Source organism: Haloarcula onubensis (genome assembly GCF_031624605.1).
GTDB classification, from domain to species: Archaea; Halobacteriota; Halobacteria; order Halobacteriales; family Haloarculaceae; genus Haloarcula; species Haloarcula onubensis.
In genome coordinates this window covers 200,130-216,347 of the sequence record NZ_JAMQOS010000007.1, presented here as the reverse complement: position 1 = coordinate 216,347, position 16,218 = coordinate 200,130, and the positions used below count along the sequence as shown (strand labels likewise).

Genomic DNA, 16,218 nt, shown 5'->3' with positions numbered 1-16,218 from the left:
ATATACAATATGTACGACGCAGTGCTCGTCCCGACCGACGGTAGCGAGGGGAGCCGCGAGGCGGCCACCCACGCTATCGACCACGCGAACCGGTACGACGCGGCGCTCCACGTCCTCTACGTGGTCGACGCGCGAATCGGCGTCGTCCACGAGACCACCCCGGAACTGGTGTTCGAGGAACTCGAAGCGCAGGGTGAACGGGCGATAGAGGCGGTCCACGCGCAGGCGCGGGCCGCCGGGGTCGAGACCATCGAGGGCGTCGTCGCCAGAGGGGACCCCCATCGGGCGATTCTCGACTACACTGCGGCCGAGGATATCGACCTGATTGTGATGGGGACCCACGGTCGGACCGGCCTGGACCACTATCTCATCGGCAGCGTGACCGAGAAAGTCGTTCGGCTCTCCGACGTGCCGGTGCTCACCGTTCCGCTCTCGGCGGAAGCGACCGACTGACCGCTCCTATTTTATACCCGCCGCCCTGATAATACGTGGTATGCAGGGTGGAGATGGCGTCCCGACGGCCCTCGACGCGCTCTACTCCGTCACACAGCGGCTCATGCGCGCGGATTCCGAGGCGGAAATCTGTGGGGTGGCCGTCGAGGCGATCCCCGAGGTGTTCGCGGCGCCCTTCGGGGGGCTGTGGCTGTACGACAGCGAGACGGTCGAGTTGCAACTGACCGCCGAGACGGAGCGTGCCGACCGGACGCTCGACGGGACCGTCGTCTACCGACCCGGCAACAGTCTCTCGTGGGAGGCGTTCGAGGCCGGCGAGCTACGTCGTATCCCCGAGGACGCTGGCGACGGCACAACGTACAACGACGACTCACGGTTCGACAGTGAACTGATTCTCCCGCTGGGGGACCGCGGCGTCCTGAACATCGCCACCGAGGAGGCCGACGCGTTCGGCCGCCGGGACCTGCAGGTCGCCCGCCTGTTTGCGGCGAACGTCGAGTCGGCGCTCGCACGGGCCCAGCAGGAGTACGCACTCAGAGTCCAGAACGACCGGCTGGAGGAGTTCGTCAGCATGGTGTCACACGACCTCCGGAACCCGCTGACCGTCGCCGACGGCTACCTCGAACTGGCTCGCGAGACGGGGGCCGACGACCACCTCGCGGACCTGGCCGACGCGCTCGGCCGGATGGACGCGCTCATCGACGACCTCCTCACCCTCGCCGAACAGGGCTACGTCGTCGAGAGTCGGACCCGCCTCGGCTTGCGCGCTCTCGCCGAGCAGGCCTGGGCGAACGTCCAGACGCGGTCGGCGACGCTCCGGACGGACGGGACGGTCGACGTCTTCGGCGACGAGTCCCGACTCCTCCAGGTGTTCGAGAACCTCTTTCGCAACGCCGTCGAACACGCCGGGCCGGACGTGACGGTCCACGTCGGTCCGCTGGAGTCGCTCCACACGTCGACCCGCGTCTCCGCCGCCGACTACACCGACGGGTTCTACGTCGCCGACGACGGCCCGGGCATCCCCGCTGAGGACCCCTCGGAGGTCTTCGCGTCGGGCCACTCGACGGACGGCACCGGGCTCGGGCTCGCCATCGTCGAGCGCGTCGTCGAGGCCCACGGCTGGGACATCAGCGCCGGCGAGAGCGTGGGGCGGGGCGCTCGCTTCGAGGTTATCGGGCAGGCGAAACCGGTGACGCCGTTCCAGACGGAGTGAGACGGACAGAGCCAAGCCAGGGGTGGGATTTGAACCCACGAACTCTCGATTACAAGTCGAGTGCTTGGACCACCCAAGCTCCCCTGGCGCGTCCGTTCGTTGTGGGGCGACCTTTTAAGCGGTGTCGTTTTCCGTCGGCTTTTCCAGCTCCAGCCGGTGGGGGGTGTAGCCGTGTGCGGCGTAGAACTCGCGGGCCGCCTCGTTGTCCGACATCGCCTCTAGCTGGACGACCGTCGCGCCGTCGTCGACGAGTCGGTCCTCCGCGGCCCCCAGCAACGCGCTGCCGACGCCCTCGCGGCGGGCCGCCGGTTGCACGAAGAGGTTCTCGACGAGCCCCGGCGTCACGTCCTGTTCGTACCGCCCGTGTTCGACGGTGAACATGACGAACCCGACCACTCGCCCGTCACGACGGGCCACGAGGAGGTTGCCCGCGACGATACGCTGGACGACCGTCTCCCGGATGACCGTCCGGTTCTCGGGCCCCAGGAGGTGCGAGCCGTAGGACCGCTGGTCACGGGCGAGGTCGACCCACATGTCGGTGAGGCGGTCGGTCAACTCGGTCGACGCGGTCGTGATATCCACGGTCGGAATGCGTGCCACGGTCGCAAAACGCTTGGGTCGCCTTACACGTCGCGACAGTCCGCACAGAGGAGCTGGCCGTTCAGGGATGCGAGCGAGCGCGTGAGCGTGCCACAGGCCGAACAGATGCCCTGTTCCTCGAAGGAGTCCTCCGCGGCCGTGGTCCCGTCGGCGGTCGCCTGTTCGGGCGTCGCCACCTGAGCCGTCTCGGTCGGCGCCGCGGTGACCTCGCTCTCCAGTCGCACCGACGAGAGGATGTCGTTACCGGTCAGCGTGCCGAGCACCTCGCCGTCCTCGACGACGACGATCCACTGGGTCGCGTGGGTCGCCATCCGGTCGCGCGCCTCCGGCAACCGGGCGTCCGGTCCGATAGCGGGGAACGAGTCGGTCATCACGTCGGCGACCGTCGCGGTCTCGGGGCCCCCCTCCGAGACGAGATACCCCAGGACGTCTGCCCGGCTGACGACGCCGACGGGCTCGTTGCCCTCCAGGACCAGCGCTGTCGGTTCTCCCTCGCGAACCAGCAGTTCTGTCGTCTCGACGAGCCCGTCCGACGCGCTCGCACCGACGTACTCACGGTTCATCACCTCCCGGACGGAGACCGGGTCGTTCATATGAGAACGTATGGCACGAAGTCGTCTAAAAGCTACCTCCGCCAGCGTTATGCTGCGGGGTGACGAAGTCCCTCGCTGCGTTGGCACGGGCCAACTTGGCTCCCGTTCCGCGTGTATCTTCGCCGTGCTCTGGGCGCACTTCGCGCCTCGCTCTCCTCGCGGGTCGTTTCTCCCCACTCGGACGTTCCGAGACTCCTCTCTGGACGGAGTGTCGCTACTCGAACCGAACTGTCACACCGTCGGCCCGGCACTCCTCCAGCGCGTGCTTTGCGTCCATCCCGGCGTCGGCGGGCGTCCGACCGCGGCCGACGCCGACCTTCAGTTCGACGTCGACGGCCTCGCGGACGTGGTCGCAGGCGTCCCGATACTCCGCCTCGTCGAGGTCCGGACACACTGCGATGACATTGTCGCCGCCGACGAAGAACGACAGCGAGTCGTACGCCTCGCGCATGTACTTCATCAGCGCGGCGTAGCCCTGTTCTATCTGGATGAAGGTGTCGAACTCGTTGAGCTGGTCTGTGTACTTCCCGGTGGCGTCGTCGACGTCGAAGTGGGCTAACTGGACGTCCGTGTCGGTCCGGAACTGCTCGTCTATCGTCTGGCCGCGCAGTACCTCGCGCCGACCGTCGTCCTGTGCGCTGCCGGCCGCCTGGAGCTGCTCGGTGGCGGTCCCGAGCGCCGACACCGGCGTCGTCCCCGTCGCGACGGAGAGGCTCATCGTGACGGGGTAGCGGTTCCCGACGGACTCCTGAATGAGCGCGTGGTCGGCCTCGTCTAGCCCGTTGGTCACGGCGATCATGTTGTCGAACCGCGAGAAGAAGATGTAGCCGTCGCGGTTGCCAAACAGCTGTGCCAGGTCGGCGTACAGTCGGGACTGCAGCGTCTGGAGGTCGACCTCACGCCGCGGCTCGGGCGTCACTGTCCAGGGGCCGTAGTTGTCGATCTGGATGTGCGTTACCTGCGTGTTCGTCACTACCGCCGCTTCGGACCGGACCGGTATTGATGTATCGAAAGCTGGTCAGGGTTGCCTCTGTGGAGCGACGTCGCGACGACGGAGCTCGACCGTCCCGAGCATCGAATCGTACGCGACCACGTCGGTCGCCATCAGCTTCGGGAGGTGTTCGGTGAACAGCTCCTCGGCCATCGTCTCCTGGTCGGTCGCTTCGATGGCCGCCTCTCCACACCCCTCACGCGCGGCGACGACGGCCGCCGCGAGTTCCTCGACGACGACCGGCCCCTCGCGGTCCGAGAGAATCGCGAGCGCTCGACGCCGGGCGTCGTCGGAGAGCAGGTCCTCGACCACCGCCGGTGGCAGGCCGTCTCCCATCTCCGTGTCGGCGTTCTGTGGCGCCATAGCCGTGTGTACGACGGCTTCGTACAAGTATGTGTCGTGGACACACACCACACACCTCGCGTGGCCGACGGTCAGGCGTGTTTCAGGCGGTAGGGCCACAGGTCCGCCTCCCGAAGGGCCGCGCCGAGCGCCTTGTGGAACTCCGGGAAGTCGGCGAACTCGGACTCCTCGACGTGCTCGAAGATGTCCGCCACGCTGACGACGGTCTCGTAGTCGATGCGGACTGGGTGGTCGCCGTAGGCCGAGACGTACTCATCGGCCGAGAGCGGGAAGTCAGTCTCCTCGTCTATCTTCTTCGCGAGGATGGCGTGTCCGTACTTGCGCCGGCCCTCGCTTCCCTCTTCACCGTCGGGGTCGTGTGGCCACTCCATATCCGGACCTCGGGACACCGACACAAAAAGGGTTGCTCTCCGCGCCTACCAGGGGTCGAAGCTGTCCGGTCGGCCGCCACCGCCGTCACCGCCGCGGCGCAACAGGAGCCAGATGGCGACGAACGCCCCCAGCGCGATGGCGAGGCCGCCCGCGACGTACAGCGTGTCGATACCCAGGACGGTCGCGGGGAGCGCGTCGGCCAGTCCGGCGTCGTCGCCGCTCTCCCCGACGCCAGTGGCCGTCGCAGTGGGCGACCCCGTCCCGTCCGCGTCGCTGGACCCCGGTGACTGGGTGTCCCCGACCTGGCTCTCGGCGATGAGGACCGAGCCGACGGCGGTCCGGTCGAGTTCGAGCGTGTAGGTCCCGGCCTCGGAGACGGTGTGAGACAGCGAGACGCGCGCCTCACCGCTTGCGGGAACGGTTATCGTCGTCCGGTTCATCACCTCCCCGTTGACCCGTAGCTCGCCGGTGTAGCTGCCGGCTATCGGCGCGTCGTTTCGAACCCGCGCGTCGACGTACAGCCGCTGACCGCCGGCGCTCGCCGTCGTCCCGTACGACGTGTTCGCGACGCTGACGTTCGGGTCGATACGGCCGACGGCGTACGTCGTCCCACGTGTCACCGTCGCCTCGTAGACGGTCCGGTTCGCTTCCGCAGCGACGAGCGTCGTCTCCAGACGCTCCCAGATATCGCCGTTGCGCTGGTAGACCGTCACGTCCTCGCGGGCTACCGTCGAGTTCGACAGCGCACCGCTATCGACGGCCAGCCGCATCGTGGCTTCGTCGAAGTCGTCGTCGCTCTCGAAGGTGACGACGCCAAGCAGCGTCGAATCCGCCCGGCTGGGCAGGGTTTCGGGGACCTCGGAGCGGTTCGTGTACTCCGTGAGATACTGCTGGAACGCCGACTGTCCGGTCGTCGTCGACCACCGCTCTAGACCGACCGACAGGTTCGACGGCGGGACCTCGAAGTCGGTCGGCTCGCTCGTCGAGACGCCGTTGGCCCGTACGTCGACCCGGCGCTGCGTGTCGCTCACCGAATCGACTTGCGTTCTGGCCGACTGTACCCTGACGACGCCCGCTCTCTTGTCGTTGACCCGGATTCCGTACGTCCCCGGCTCGTCGAACTGGACGGTCGCGTTGACCGAGCGGTACTCGTCGGCCGCGAGTGTCACCCGTCTGGAGGCGAACGTCGTCCAGGTGGTTCCGTAGTCTGTTCCGTTCCGCTTGAACTCGAAAGTGTATCCACCGCCCGAGTCGCCGACGTTCACGGCGTTTGCGGTCACGGTTACGTTCTCGCCGACGGTGACCGTCGTCGCCGACACGTCGGCGTTCCGCAAGGCGATGGCCGATCCGGCTGCCGCCACTGACGCGAACATCGAGCCGACCAGGAGGACTACCAGACCCAGGGCGAGGGCCCGTGTTCCCAGGTGACTCGGGGACCAATCTGAAGGCTGCATCTGCATGAGGTGAGCCGGACCAGTTATATAAATCCTCACGCTCTGTGGAATATAATCGTTCTGTTGACAGTTCGGCGGGACGGTGGCTCGTCGGGTTCGAATCCAAGTTTGCGTTTCCCCCGCTCGCGGATTGTTCGCAGAGAACGGTGGGGCTGGGATTTGAACCGGAGGAAGACGTTCGTCCTCGCTTCCCTCGGACGCTGCGACTTCCAGGGGTCCAAATCCAGTTGCACCGCTCCCCGCTCGCTATCGTTCGCAGAGAACGGTGGGGCTGGGATTTGAACCGGAGCCAGACGGTCGCTCACTCCGTTCGCGTTGCGACTGGCAGGGCTCAAATCGCCAGATTGACCCGTTGCTCCTCGCGTCGTTGCTCGGAGCAAAGCGGTGGGGCTGGGATTTGAACCCAGGAATCCGTGAGGATACCTGCTTTCAAGGCAGGCGCAATAGGCCGCTCTGCCACCCCACCTCACTCGTCGTTAGCGTGGGTTCGCCCTAAGACCTGTCGGTTACTCCCGAACGAGGCCGTCGGCAGTCACGCGGCGGCCGAACTCGTTTATCAGCGTGGTCGTCCGCGGCGGCACCACCCGCTCGGCGCGGTGGCGAGCGCGCAACAGCGGGACGACCGTCCGGAGGTCCGACGGCGTCTCGACCACCGGTGTCGTCGGCAGGAAATCCACCCCGAGGTCGGCGTCCATCGCCCGGTCGGTGAGCGTCTCGACGGTGGGCGTCGCGTACGCCTCCTCGAAGTCGACCGGCTCGGCGAACCCGGCGTAGTAGACGCGGCCCTCGGTCGACGGCCCGAGGACGACGCCGGCGGAGCGGAGTTTCATGGCGGCGCTGTCGATTAGCTGTCGGGTGAGCAAGCCGGCGGTCGGTTCGACGGCGGCGGCGGTCTTGACCCCCTCGCGTTCCAGCAGGTGGGTGACGGTGTTGCCGACGCGGGCCGCGCGGGACGACCCGACCTGGACCTCGTAGCGGGCGTCGTCGGGCGCGTCCAGGGCCTCGTCCAGGGGCTCGCGGACCGCCGCCTCGGGGTCGACGCCGTCGGGGACCTGGTCGGCGGGCCGGTAGTTCACCAGCAACTCGGCGCCGCTTGCCTCGACGGCGCGACAGACGTCGGTGAGCATCGCCGCGTAGAGCGCCGTCGCTTCCGATTCCTCCAGCGGTCCCCCAGCCAGTTCCGGCAGGACGAACCCATCGACCGGCGGGTCCGCCAGTACTGCAACCGTGGTCATACTCCCCCTTCGGACCGACGACGGTTAGTCGGTTCCGGAGTCGGCGGACGAACTATGACACGTCGTCACGTAGTCCCCGTATGCAGGTCCGCGAACTCATGTCGAGCGACGTGGTCACCGTCGACGTCGACGCGGCGCTGGCGGACGCCGTCGACCGGTCGCTGACAGCGGGCGTCGGCTCGGTCATCGTCGTCGCGGACGGCGACCCGGTCGGCATACTCACCGAGTCCGACGTGCTCCGCGCCGCCCGAGACACGGGGCGACCGCTCCGGGAAATCGACGTGCGGGACGTGGGCCACCGGCCCGTCGTCACCACGCGGCCGTCGGCGGCCGTCACGACCGTCGCCCGGTTGATGACCGACGAGGGCGTCAAGAAGGTCCCAGTGATGGACGGGGTCGAACTGGTCGGCATCGTGACCCTTTCGGACATCGTCTGGGCGCTTCCGTCGCTACGCACCGAACAGGCGGCCATCGAGGCCGTTCACGACGAGTGGAGCCCCCACTGACAGGCACCGATGGCCCGACCGTGACACGGAGTGCCAAAACTGATTTATAGATTGCGCGTCACACTCCTCCGTAACCAACTGGTGGTGGGTGGATGCAAACGAGAGAGATATACCGCTGTGACGGTTGTGGGACCGAGTATCGCGTCGCCGGTGACGGGCGACCGACGGTGCTGTGTTCGGAGTGCAAGCAGGTGGCGTCGCCCCACGGCGACCCGGTCGCCGGCCGAGAGTACCGCGTCGGCCACGCGAAGTACCTCGAGGGGCGCCGCCGGACGACGGAGGCGATGCAGCGGTTCGAGTCCGGTCACATGACCCTCGCACGAGGTGGGTTCGACGACGCCGCAGGCGAGTTCGAGGACAGCGTCGACCACTTCACCGCGGCGGTGAAACAGGCCGACAGCGACGGCGTCCGGACGGCCTGCGAACGGGCCCGGAAGAAGGCGACCTGCCTCTGGCAGGCCGTCGAGTGGCTCGGCGGTTCGACCTACGCCAGCGAACAGGGGGATACGGACCGGGCGGCGCGGTACCGCGAGGACGCCAAACAGCGGTTGCGGGCCGCCACCGACCACGGCGAACTCGTGGCGCCCGACGAACTCACTGACTGACGCCGGGTGCTCGTCGTGACTCTGACGGGCTATCGGCGCGGCCGTCGGTCCTCAGCGACCCCGACGGCTGCTCTGCCGTCGGTCCTCAGCGACCCCGACGGCTGCTCTGCCGTCGGTCCTCAGCGACCCCGACGCCCTTTCGTCTGGCGGTAATCCTGGCCCAGTACGTCGCTGAAGTGGTCGAGGAAGGCGGTCCGCTCCGCGTCGGTCTGTTCGGCCGGCGGAATCATCGGGAGAATCTCGAAGCCCCGGCCGCGGATTGTCGTCGCGTGGCGCTCCTCGATGTCGAGTTCGTCCTCGCTGAGCGTGGTGTACTCGAAGGCCAGTTCCTCCAGGGGTCGCTGGCCGACCGGTAGCAGGAGTTCGGGGTTTATCATCCGTATCTCGCTGTTGAGGTAGGGTTCGCAGTTCACTACCTCGCCGTCGGTCGCCGGGCGGTCCGGGTTCCGACAGCGGGTGACGTAAGTCAGGAACGTGTTCTTCAGTTCCGGCCGGTCCGCGTCGGGGTCCTCGACCATGTCGACGGCGGCGAGGATGTCGAGTAGTTCCCGTTCCCGCTCGTCGGTGAAGGGGATGCCCGACTCGTCGCTCCCCGCCGCGGGGGAGTCTCCGAGCACGACGAACTCCGCACCCACGTCGCCGTAGCCGTGGACGACGGTTTCGCGGGTGTCACACAGTTCCGGGCAGTTCTGGCACTGTTCGTCCATGCCGAAGGGGTTCGACATCGACTCCTGATTGGCGTCCATGTTGCATACGCACGCTTGTAGTCTCTTACCGGTATCGCCCGCGGAGGGCGGGCGATTACCGGGACACGGCTACGACCGTCCGTATCAGTCCTCGTCGATGGTCTTCGCGTGCGTATCGGCGTCTTCGGGGTCGTTTTGCGGGCTGGACGGGTGGTAGTCGGTGTCGTACTCCCCCGGCCGGTCGTCCAGCCGGTCGGGATTGATGCGCCCGCCCAGCAGCATGAAGTCGAGGACGGTGCAGTACAGCATCGCCTCGACGACCGGGACGGCACGGGGCGGGAGCACGGGGTCGTGCCGACCGGTGACGGTAATCTCCTTTTCCTCGCCGGTCTCCCAGTCGACCGTCTTCTGGGTCTTCGGGAAGGAGACCGGGGCGTGCCACGTTACCTCGCCGTAGATGGGGTCGCCCGTCGTGATACCGCCCTGGAGGCCGCCGTGGTCGTTGCCGACTGGGACGGGGTCGCCGTCGTCGCTGAACTCCCAGTCTTCCGTGTACTCCGACCCGCGCATCGTGCGGGCGTCCCGCCCGACGCCGAGCGCGAGGTCCGTCACCGCGGGAATGGAGTACATCGCCTGGCCGAGTCGCGACGGGACGGAGTCAAAGCGGGGCGCACCGAGTCCGCGCGGGACGCCACGACACTCGAAGTATATGGCGCCGCCGATGGAGTCGCCCTCCTTCTGGTGCCGGTCGGCGAGGTCGCGCATCTCTTCTGCGGCCTCGGGGTCCGCACAGCGGACCTCGTTTTCCTCGCTGTGTTCGAGCATCTCCTCGAAGGTCACGTCGTCGGCGACCACGTCACCGATCTGGCAGACGTGGGCCTTGATGGTGACGTCGTAGTCGGACTGGGCCAGCACCTGCTTGGCGACGCCGCCGGCGGCGACCCAGTTGACCGTCTCCCGCGCGGAGGAGCGGCCGCCGCCGCCCCAGTTGCGCGTCCCGAACTTCGCCGAGTAGGTGAAGTCGCCGTGGGAGGGCCGCGGGGCCGTGATAAAGGGCTCGTATTTCCCGGAGCGGGCGTCCTTGTTCTGGATGACCATGCCGATAGGGGTCCCCGTGGTGTAGCCGTCCTGAATCCCGGAGTTGAGCTTCACCTTGTCCGGTTCGCCACGGGAAGTGGTAATCATGGACTGGCCGGGTTTGCGCCTGTCGAGGTCTTCCTGAATCTCCGCTTCGGAGAGTTCCACGCCCGCTGGGACGCCAGACACCGTACACCCCATCGCTTCGCCGTGAGACTCGCCGTAGGTCGTCAGCCGGAAGAGCCGGCCGAACTCGTTACCGTTCATTACGAACGTCTGGGTGTCCGGGGCATTTCAAGGTTACATTCGGGGCCGTAGGTTGAAATAGCAACAGTCGGCCAGGTGGGGCCATGCGCTGACGAGCGGCGACGCACCGTCCCGCGGGAGCGCGACACAGCGGTGCGTCGGCGGCCCGTGTCGCCTGTTCGCTTTCACGCTGACTCGGCGACCGACGCCGAAACGGGGTCGGTAGCTACCGAACCACCGACGCGCCCAGCGATTCGAGCAGGTCGAAGAAGTTCGGGAAGGAGACGTCGACGTGTTCCGCGCCGGTGACAGTGGTCTCGCCGTCGGCGACGAGCCCGGCGACGGCCAGCGACATGATGATACGGTGGTCGGCCCGACCGTCGACGGTCGCGCCGTGCAGTTCGGAGTCCTCACCGTAGACGACGAGTTCGTCCTGCTCCTCCTCGACTTTGGCGCCCATCTCGGTCAGTTCCTCGGCCATCGCGCTGACGCGGTCGGTCTCCTTGTAGCGGACGTGTTCGGCGTCGGTGATGCGAGTGACGCCGTCGGCGGCCGCGCCCAGCGTCGCAATTGTCGGCAGGAGGTCCGGCGTGTCCTCGACGCCGACCTCGATACCGGTCAGGTCGCTTTGCTCGACGGCGATTTCGCCCGCCTCCCGGTCCCAGGACAGCGTCGCACCCATCCGGTCGAGGATGTCGACGATTGCGGTGTCGCCCTGCGCGCTCGGGACGGCCGCCGTGACGGTCATCCCCTCCGGAGCGGCCAGCGCACCCATCGCCAGGAGGTAGCTGATAGAGGAGAAGTCCCCGGGGACGTGGTACTCGCCGGCCGTGGGTTCGTACGACTGGCCGCCGCCGACGGTGAAGCCGTCGTCGGTCCGCTCGGCCGTAACCCCGTAGTCCTCGAGCACTTCGAGGGTGATATCGACGTACGGCGAGGACTTGAGTTCGGTCGTCAGTTCGACGTCGATGCCCTCCTCGGTGACCGCGCCGGCCATCAGCAACGCCGTGATGTACTGCGAGGAGACGTCGCCCGGGATGGAGACGGCGCCGCCATCGATACCGCCGCCGACGACCAGTGGCGCTTGCCCGTTGTCGCGCGTACTCTCGGCGCGGCCGTCGAGCTGGCCGATGGCCTCGAGCAGCGGTCCCTGGGGACGGGAGCGCAGCGAGTCGTCGCCGGTGAGAACGGTCAGATGGTCCTGAAGTGTGGCAGTGGCGGTCACGAGCCGCATCGTCGTCCCGCTGTTGGCGCAGTCGATGACGGTGTCGGGCGTCTCGGGGTGGCCGTCGAAGCCCGCCACCTCGATGGCCGACTCGTCGCTCCGGTCGACGCTGCCGCCGTAGGCAGTGACGGCGCGCATCGTCGCCTTCGTGTCGGCGCTCACAAGCGGGTCCCGGACCGTCGCGCCGTCGGCGTAGCCCGCCGCGAGGATGGCCCGATGGGTGTAGCTCTTCGACGGTGGGGCCTGTGCGGTGCCCGCGACCGTCGACGTGCCGATAGTGACATCCATGGTCGGGCGATTGCGGGCGGGCGACAAGAGGCTACCGCTCCCGGAAAGGACGCTGGAAAAGGGGGACTACAGCCTGACCGCGCCGGAGACGAACGCCACCAGTGGGGCGGCGACCGCGACGTGCATCACGACCAGTGCGCCCTGGCCGACTGTGGTCAGCCCCAGCGAGGGTGCGATGACGAAGACGGGCACGAGCATCACGACGAAGACGGCCGCCGACAGGGCGCTGAAGTTCCGGACCGGCCGGTCGGTGAACCGGACAATGGCGGCGTAGGCCACGGCGGCACCGACGCCGGCTACCACCGTCGACGTGACGATGGGAATCGCCCCGAAGGGGCTCTGGGCCCCGGTCACGCCGAGGTCGAGGCCGAGGGAGGTGGCCATGCCGGAGACGACGAGCGCCGCGAGGACGCCGACGAGGACGCCGCCGGCGGTTCGGCGCGCGAGTTCGCCGCCGGACGTTGCGACTGGATAGCGAGCTGTTACTGTCGACATGACTCTCGGTACGCGCTCTGAGGAGATAAAGCAGTAGCGCCGCTGTTAGCGCTTCTCACGCTGTTTCGGTCCGTCTTATCGGCGGTCGAACGCGGCCCGGAGTTCGTCGCTGAGACCCAGGTCGACCAGTTCGGCTTCGACGTCCACGTCAGCGAACTCCTCGGCGCCCGCCGGGGTCCCCTTGAGAACGTTGACGTGGTAGAGGTAGGAGAGGCGGAGCAGCCAGCGGGCGTGGTCGAACTCGGCTGGTGATTCGATGTACTCCGTGGTCCAGCCGGACTCGGTCAGCAGGTGGTGTGGCCCGGTCTCTCCCGCGGCGACGAGCACGTCGCGCAGTCGCTTGAGGAAGGCGATGTCGAGCATTCCCCAGGCGTGGACGTGGCCGATTTCCCTCGGACCGACGCGGAACTCGGTGCCGCCAAAGCGGTGTTCGCCGACGGTGACGTGGGGCCACTCGCTCACGTCGTCTATCAGCCGCTCGACGGTCTCGGCGACGGCGTCTCGGTCTGCTTTCATACCGCTGGTACGCGTGCCGAGGCGATAAACGCCACTCCGGCCGTGCTACTGCACGTTCGCGCTGGATGCGCGCTGCAGCATGTAGACGGCAACGCTGCCGAAGCCGACGGCGAGCGCGAGCAACACCGCGACCGCGGGCACGAGCGTGTCGTAGACGCCGCCGAAGCCGGTCACCTCGACGACGGTCATCACGTCGCGGCCGAGCATGATGGCCCGCGCCGCGTCGACGCCGTAGGTGACGGGGTTGAACTGCGCGACGGTCTGAATCCAGCCCGGCAGCACCGCGAGCGGGAGGAATGCCGTCGAGACAAAGAGGAGGGGAAACTGGAGCAGGTTCGCGCCGATGATGGTCGACTCCTGGTCCTTGGTGATGACCGCGAGCGTGTTCGAGAGCGCGGTGAACCAGAACGAGAAGAGGACGCCGACGGCGACGATACCGAGTGCGCCGACGAGGCCCGTCGCGACCTCTGCCCCCAGCAGCACACCCAGCCCGACGATGATGAGTATCTGGGCCCCGATACGGACGACTTCGGCGGCGGTCTTGCCGAGGAACACTGCAGTCCGGTTCATCGGGCTGACGAGCACCTTCTCGAACATGCCGTTCTCGATGTCGTTGACGAGGCCGACCCCCGACGTCGCGGCGGCCGCCAGCGCGACCTGCATACAGATGGCCGGCACAAGATACGTCTCGTAGCTGATGTCGGCGGCCCCCTGATTCACCGCGCCCGTGGCGACCTGTCCGAACACTTGCGTGAACAGTATCAGGAAGATGATAGGCTGGACGAGCGAGACGACGAGCACGAACGGATTGCGGACGGCTTTGATGTTCCAGCGGACGAAGTTGACCCAGAGGTCGCCGAGGAAGGAATTGCCCGAACGACTGACCCGTGCCGGGGTGTCCGGTGCCATCAGTCACGCCCACCGTCGGCGGCGAGTTCATCGGGGACTTCGGCGTCCTCGATTTCGACGTGGTCCCCGGTGATGGCGAGAAACACGTCGTCGAGCGTCGGCGCGCGAACGTTAAAGCCCGTCACGGCGATGCCGGCGTCCCGCAGCGCGACCAGCAGGTCGGTGCCCTTCGAACGGGCGCGTTCCGAGGTGACCGAGAGACCGTGGTCGGTCACCTCAACCGCCGCGTCGGCCTCGAAGAGGTCGGTCGAGCGGGCGATGTCGGCGGCCTGCTCTCTGGCGCGCTCGTCCCCGTCGACGCTGACTTCCAGTATCTCCCCGCCGACCTCCCGTTTGAGTTGCTCGGGCGACCCATCGGAGACGATTTGCCCGTCCAGAATCACGGCCAGTCGGTCACAGAGTGCGTCGGCCTCCTCCAGGTACTGCGTCGTGAGGAAGATGGTCGTCCCGCGCTCGTTGATATCCCGGAAGTACTCCCAGAGGCGATTTCGAGCTTTGGGGTCGAGCCCGGTCGTCGGCTCGTCTAAGAAGACCAGCGGGGGGCTGTGGACCAGCGCCGTCGCCGCGTCGAGGCGTTTCCGCATCCCGCCGGAGAAGTCGTCGGCGCGCTTGTCGGCCACGTCGGCGAGGTCAACGAGGGCAAGCAGTTCGTCGATGCGGTCGGCCCGCTCACTGCGGGGGACGCCGTAGGCGTCACAGGCGAAGCGGAGGTTCTCGCGGGCGGTGAGCTCCGGGTCGACGCTGGTCTCCTGGGCCATGTAGCCCACCGTCTCCCGGACCGCCCGCCCCTCGCTCTCGGCGTCGAACCCGTTGACCCGGATACTGCCCGCCGTCGGCCGAAGCAGCGTCACGAGCGTCTTGATGGTCGTGGTTTTGCCCGCACCGTTCGGGCCGAGGAAGCCGAAAAACTCCCCCCGCGGGACCGTCAGGTCGATGCCCCTGACCGCCTGGGTCCCGTCGGCGTAGGTGAGTTCCACGCCCTCGGCCGCTATCGCGTCGTCGGTCACAGGAGGGAGAAGGGGCGCGAGCGAGAAAAACAGTGTTCCCTCTCGTCGGTAGCCCTTTGCCGTCGCCGCTCCGACAGCGTGGTATGCCCGACTTCGCGAAACTCGACGCCTTTCTCGACGAGACGGAGACGGACGGCTACCTCATCGACGCGGACTCGACGGACTCGGACCAGTACTACCTCTCCGGGTTCGACGCGCCCGACCCCTTCGTGACGCTGTACGACGGCGAGACGCACCTGCTCTTCCCGCGGAGCCTGGAGTTTGGCCGGGCCAAGCGCGAGTCCCGCGCCGAGACGGTCCAGCGGTACGTCGACTTCGACCACGGCGAACTCGTCGAGGAACACGGACCGGACGCCGCCGTCTCGCGCGTCCTCGCGCGCTTTCTCGACTCCTACGGCGTCGACAGCGTCGCGGTCCCGCCGCGGTTCCCGCTGCGGACCGCCGACCGAATCCGGGCGCTGGGTGTCGAGGTGACGGCCGACACCGACGGGACGATTACGGAGATTCGCGCGACCAAGACCGACGAGGAAATCGACCACGTCCGGGCCGCCCAGCGGGCCAACGAGGCGGCGATGGGCGCGGCAGCGGAGTTGCTGGCGGCTGCGGACGTGGCCGACGACGGCCACCTGACACACGACGGCGAGGCCCTGACCAGCGAGCGCGTCAAAGAGGAGATAGAGGTGACACTGCTGCGTCACGGCTGTTCGCTCGACGAGACCATCGTCGCCTGCGGGGCCGACGCCGCCGACCCGCACGACCGCGGCAGCGGGCCGCTTTCCGCCGGGGAGCCGATTATAATCGACATCTTCCCCCGCGACAAGGCGACGAAGTACCACGCCGACATGACCCGGACGTTCTGCGTGGGCGAGCCCAGCGAGACGGTCCGGGAGTGGTACGACCTGACCGAGCGGGCGAAACGGGCCGCCTTCGACGCGCTGGAACCCGGCGCCACGGGCGAGGCCGTCCACGACGCCGTCTGTGACGTCTACGAGGACGCCGGCCTCCCGACGCTGCGCAGCGACGACCGCGCCGAGACGGGCTTCATCCACTCGACGGGCCACGGCGTCGGGCTGGACGTCCACGAGCTCCCGCGGCTCTCGCCCGGCGGCGGCGAGCTCGAACCCGGCCACGTCGTCACCATCGAACCGGGGCTGTACGACCCCGAGGTGGGCGGCGTTCGAATCGAGGACATCGCCGTCGTGACCGAGGACGGCTACGAGAACCTCACGGAGTACGACGAGCGCCTGGTCGTCTGACGGAACCGAAGCGGCCGTGGCAGTCCATGACAACTCCGCAAATAAACCATGAACTTTTATTATATATGGGGAGAAAGCAGGTGGTACAGCATGCCTGTACGCGTACTTCGCTCGCCCCGGCCCGAGGA

19 protein-coding genes and 2 tRNA genes are annotated in these 16,218 nt (G+C 67.5%); 5 read left to right on the top strand and 16 right to left on the bottom strand.

Annotation, left to right across the window (positions count from 1 at the left end; all coding sequences use genetic code 11):
- The first annotated feature begins 9 nt into the window (after positions 1-9).
- Together NDI86_RS19175 and NDI86_RS19170 are read left to right on the top strand one after the other, a co-directional pair.
- Positions 10-453, top strand: a complete 444-nt coding sequence (locus NDI86_RS19175; RefSeq protein WP_310901946.1) for a universal stress protein — start codon at positions 10-12, stop codon at positions 451-453.
- A 40-nt stretch (positions 454-493) separates the two neighbouring features.
- A complete protein-coding gene (locus NDI86_RS19170; protein WP_310901945.1) occupies positions 494-1,666 on the top strand; it encodes a sensor histidine kinase in 1,173 nt (390 codons plus the stop codon).
- A gap of 14 nt (positions 1,667-1,680) precedes the next feature.
- On the opposite strand, the gene NDI86_RS19165 is transcribed toward NDI86_RS19170, so the two are convergent.
- The 9 genes from NDI86_RS19165 to NDI86_RS19125 form a co-directional block, all read right to left on the bottom strand.
- Positions 1,681-1,754, bottom strand: a tRNA-Thr gene (locus NDI86_RS19165).
- A 26-nt stretch (positions 1,755-1,780) separates the two neighbouring features.
- Entirely contained in the window at positions 1,781-2,248 is a 468-nt protein-coding gene (locus NDI86_RS19160) for a GNAT family N-acetyltransferase (protein ID WP_310901944.1), read from the bottom strand.
- Positions 2,249-2,289: 41 nt separating this feature from the next.
- On the bottom strand, positions 2,290-2,859 hold the full coding sequence (locus tag NDI86_RS19155) for a CBS domain-containing protein (RefSeq protein ID WP_310901943.1): 570 nt from the start codon (positions 2,857-2,859) through the stop codon (positions 2,290-2,292).
- Positions 2,860-3,073: 214 nt separating this feature from the next.
- Positions 3,074-3,832 (bottom strand): GTP cyclohydrolase III, encoded by a 759-nt coding sequence (locus NDI86_RS19150; RefSeq protein WP_310901942.1) that lies wholly within the window; start codon positions 3,830-3,832, stop codon positions 3,074-3,076.
- Positions 3,833-3,877: 45 nt separating this feature from the next.
- The gene (locus tag NDI86_RS19145; protein WP_310901941.1) at positions 3,878-4,213 is read right to left on the bottom strand and encodes a DUF7344 domain-containing protein; all 336 of its coding nucleotides are present in this window, start codon (positions 4,211-4,213) and stop codon (positions 3,878-3,880) included.
- Between the two features lie 71 nt (positions 4,214-4,284).
- Positions 4,285-4,584: a DUF5785 family protein gene (locus NDI86_RS19140; protein WP_310901940.1), complete on the bottom strand. Its 300-nt coding sequence runs from the start codon at positions 4,582-4,584 to the stop codon at positions 4,285-4,287.
- Positions 4,585-4,629: 45 nt separating this feature from the next.
- Positions 4,630-6,039 (bottom strand): hypothetical protein, encoded by a 1,410-nt coding sequence (locus tag NDI86_RS19135; protein ID WP_310901939.1) that lies wholly within the window; start codon positions 6,037-6,039, stop codon positions 4,630-4,632.
- A 382-nt stretch (positions 6,040-6,421) separates the two neighbouring features.
- Positions 6,422-6,505 (bottom strand) — tRNA-Ser (locus NDI86_RS19130).
- A 40-nt stretch (positions 6,506-6,545) separates the two neighbouring features.
- The gene (locus NDI86_RS19125; RefSeq protein WP_310901938.1) at positions 6,546-7,274 is read right to left on the bottom strand and encodes a hypothetical protein; all 729 of its coding nucleotides are present in this window, start codon (positions 7,272-7,274) and stop codon (positions 6,546-6,548) included.
- A gap of 80 nt (positions 7,275-7,354) precedes the next feature.
- Between NDI86_RS19125 and NDI86_RS19120 the strand changes: the two genes are divergently transcribed.
- Together NDI86_RS19120 and NDI86_RS19115 are read left to right on the top strand one after the other, a co-directional pair.
- Positions 7,355-7,780, top strand: coding sequence for a CBS domain-containing protein (locus NDI86_RS19120; protein WP_310901937.1), 426 nt, complete (start codon positions 7,355-7,357; stop codon positions 7,778-7,780).
- 92 nt (positions 7,781-7,872) lie between these two features.
- Complete coding sequence (locus NDI86_RS19115) at positions 7,873-8,385, top strand: hypothetical protein (RefSeq protein WP_310901936.1); 513 nt, start codon at positions 7,873-7,875, stop codon at positions 8,383-8,385.
- Positions 8,386-8,504: 119 nt separating this feature from the next.
- Here the strand turns inward: NDI86_RS19115 and NDI86_RS19110 are convergent, their stop codons facing one another.
- From NDI86_RS19110 to NDI86_RS19080, 7 genes are all read right to left on the bottom strand, one after another.
- Positions 8,505-9,131 (bottom strand): uracil-DNA glycosylase, encoded by a 627-nt coding sequence (locus NDI86_RS19110; RefSeq protein WP_310901935.1) that lies wholly within the window; start codon positions 9,129-9,131, stop codon positions 8,505-8,507.
- Positions 9,132-9,215: 84 nt separating this feature from the next.
- The gene (gene aroC / locus NDI86_RS19105) at positions 9,216-10,415 is read right to left on the bottom strand and encodes a chorismate synthase (protein WP_310901934.1); all 1,200 of its coding nucleotides are present in this window, start codon (positions 10,413-10,415) and stop codon (positions 9,216-9,218) included.
- Positions 10,416-10,620: 205 nt separating this feature from the next.
- A complete protein-coding gene (aroA, locus tag NDI86_RS19100; protein ID WP_310901933.1) occupies positions 10,621-11,907 on the bottom strand; it encodes a 3-phosphoshikimate 1-carboxyvinyltransferase in 1,287 nt (428 codons plus the stop codon).
- Positions 11,908-11,973: 66 nt separating this feature from the next.
- Positions 11,974-12,402, bottom strand: coding sequence for a DUF6069 family protein (locus NDI86_RS19095; protein ID WP_310901932.1), 429 nt, complete (start codon positions 12,400-12,402; stop codon positions 11,974-11,976).
- A gap of 75 nt (positions 12,403-12,477) precedes the next feature.
- Positions 12,478-12,918, bottom strand: coding sequence for a luciferase domain-containing protein (locus NDI86_RS19090; RefSeq protein ID WP_310901931.1), 441 nt, complete (start codon positions 12,916-12,918; stop codon positions 12,478-12,480).
- A 45-nt stretch (positions 12,919-12,963) separates the two neighbouring features.
- On the bottom strand, positions 12,964-13,827 hold the full coding sequence (locus tag NDI86_RS19085) for an ABC transporter permease (protein ID WP_310901930.1): 864 nt from the start codon (positions 13,825-13,827) through the stop codon (positions 12,964-12,966).
- Positions 13,827-14,834, bottom strand: coding sequence for an ABC transporter ATP-binding protein (locus tag NDI86_RS19080; RefSeq protein WP_310901929.1), 1,008 nt, complete (start codon positions 14,832-14,834; stop codon positions 13,827-13,829). The genes NDI86_RS19085 and NDI86_RS19080 overlap by 1 nt, the downstream gene beginning before the upstream one ends.
- An 83-nt stretch (positions 14,835-14,917) precedes the next feature.
- Here NDI86_RS19080 and NDI86_RS19075 point away from each other — a divergent pair, with 83 nt between their 5' ends.
- Positions 14,918-16,090, top strand: coding sequence for a M24 family metallopeptidase (locus NDI86_RS19075; RefSeq protein ID WP_310901928.1), 1,173 nt, complete (start codon positions 14,918-14,920; stop codon positions 16,088-16,090).
- The last annotated feature ends 128 nt before the right edge of the window (positions 16,091-16,218 follow it).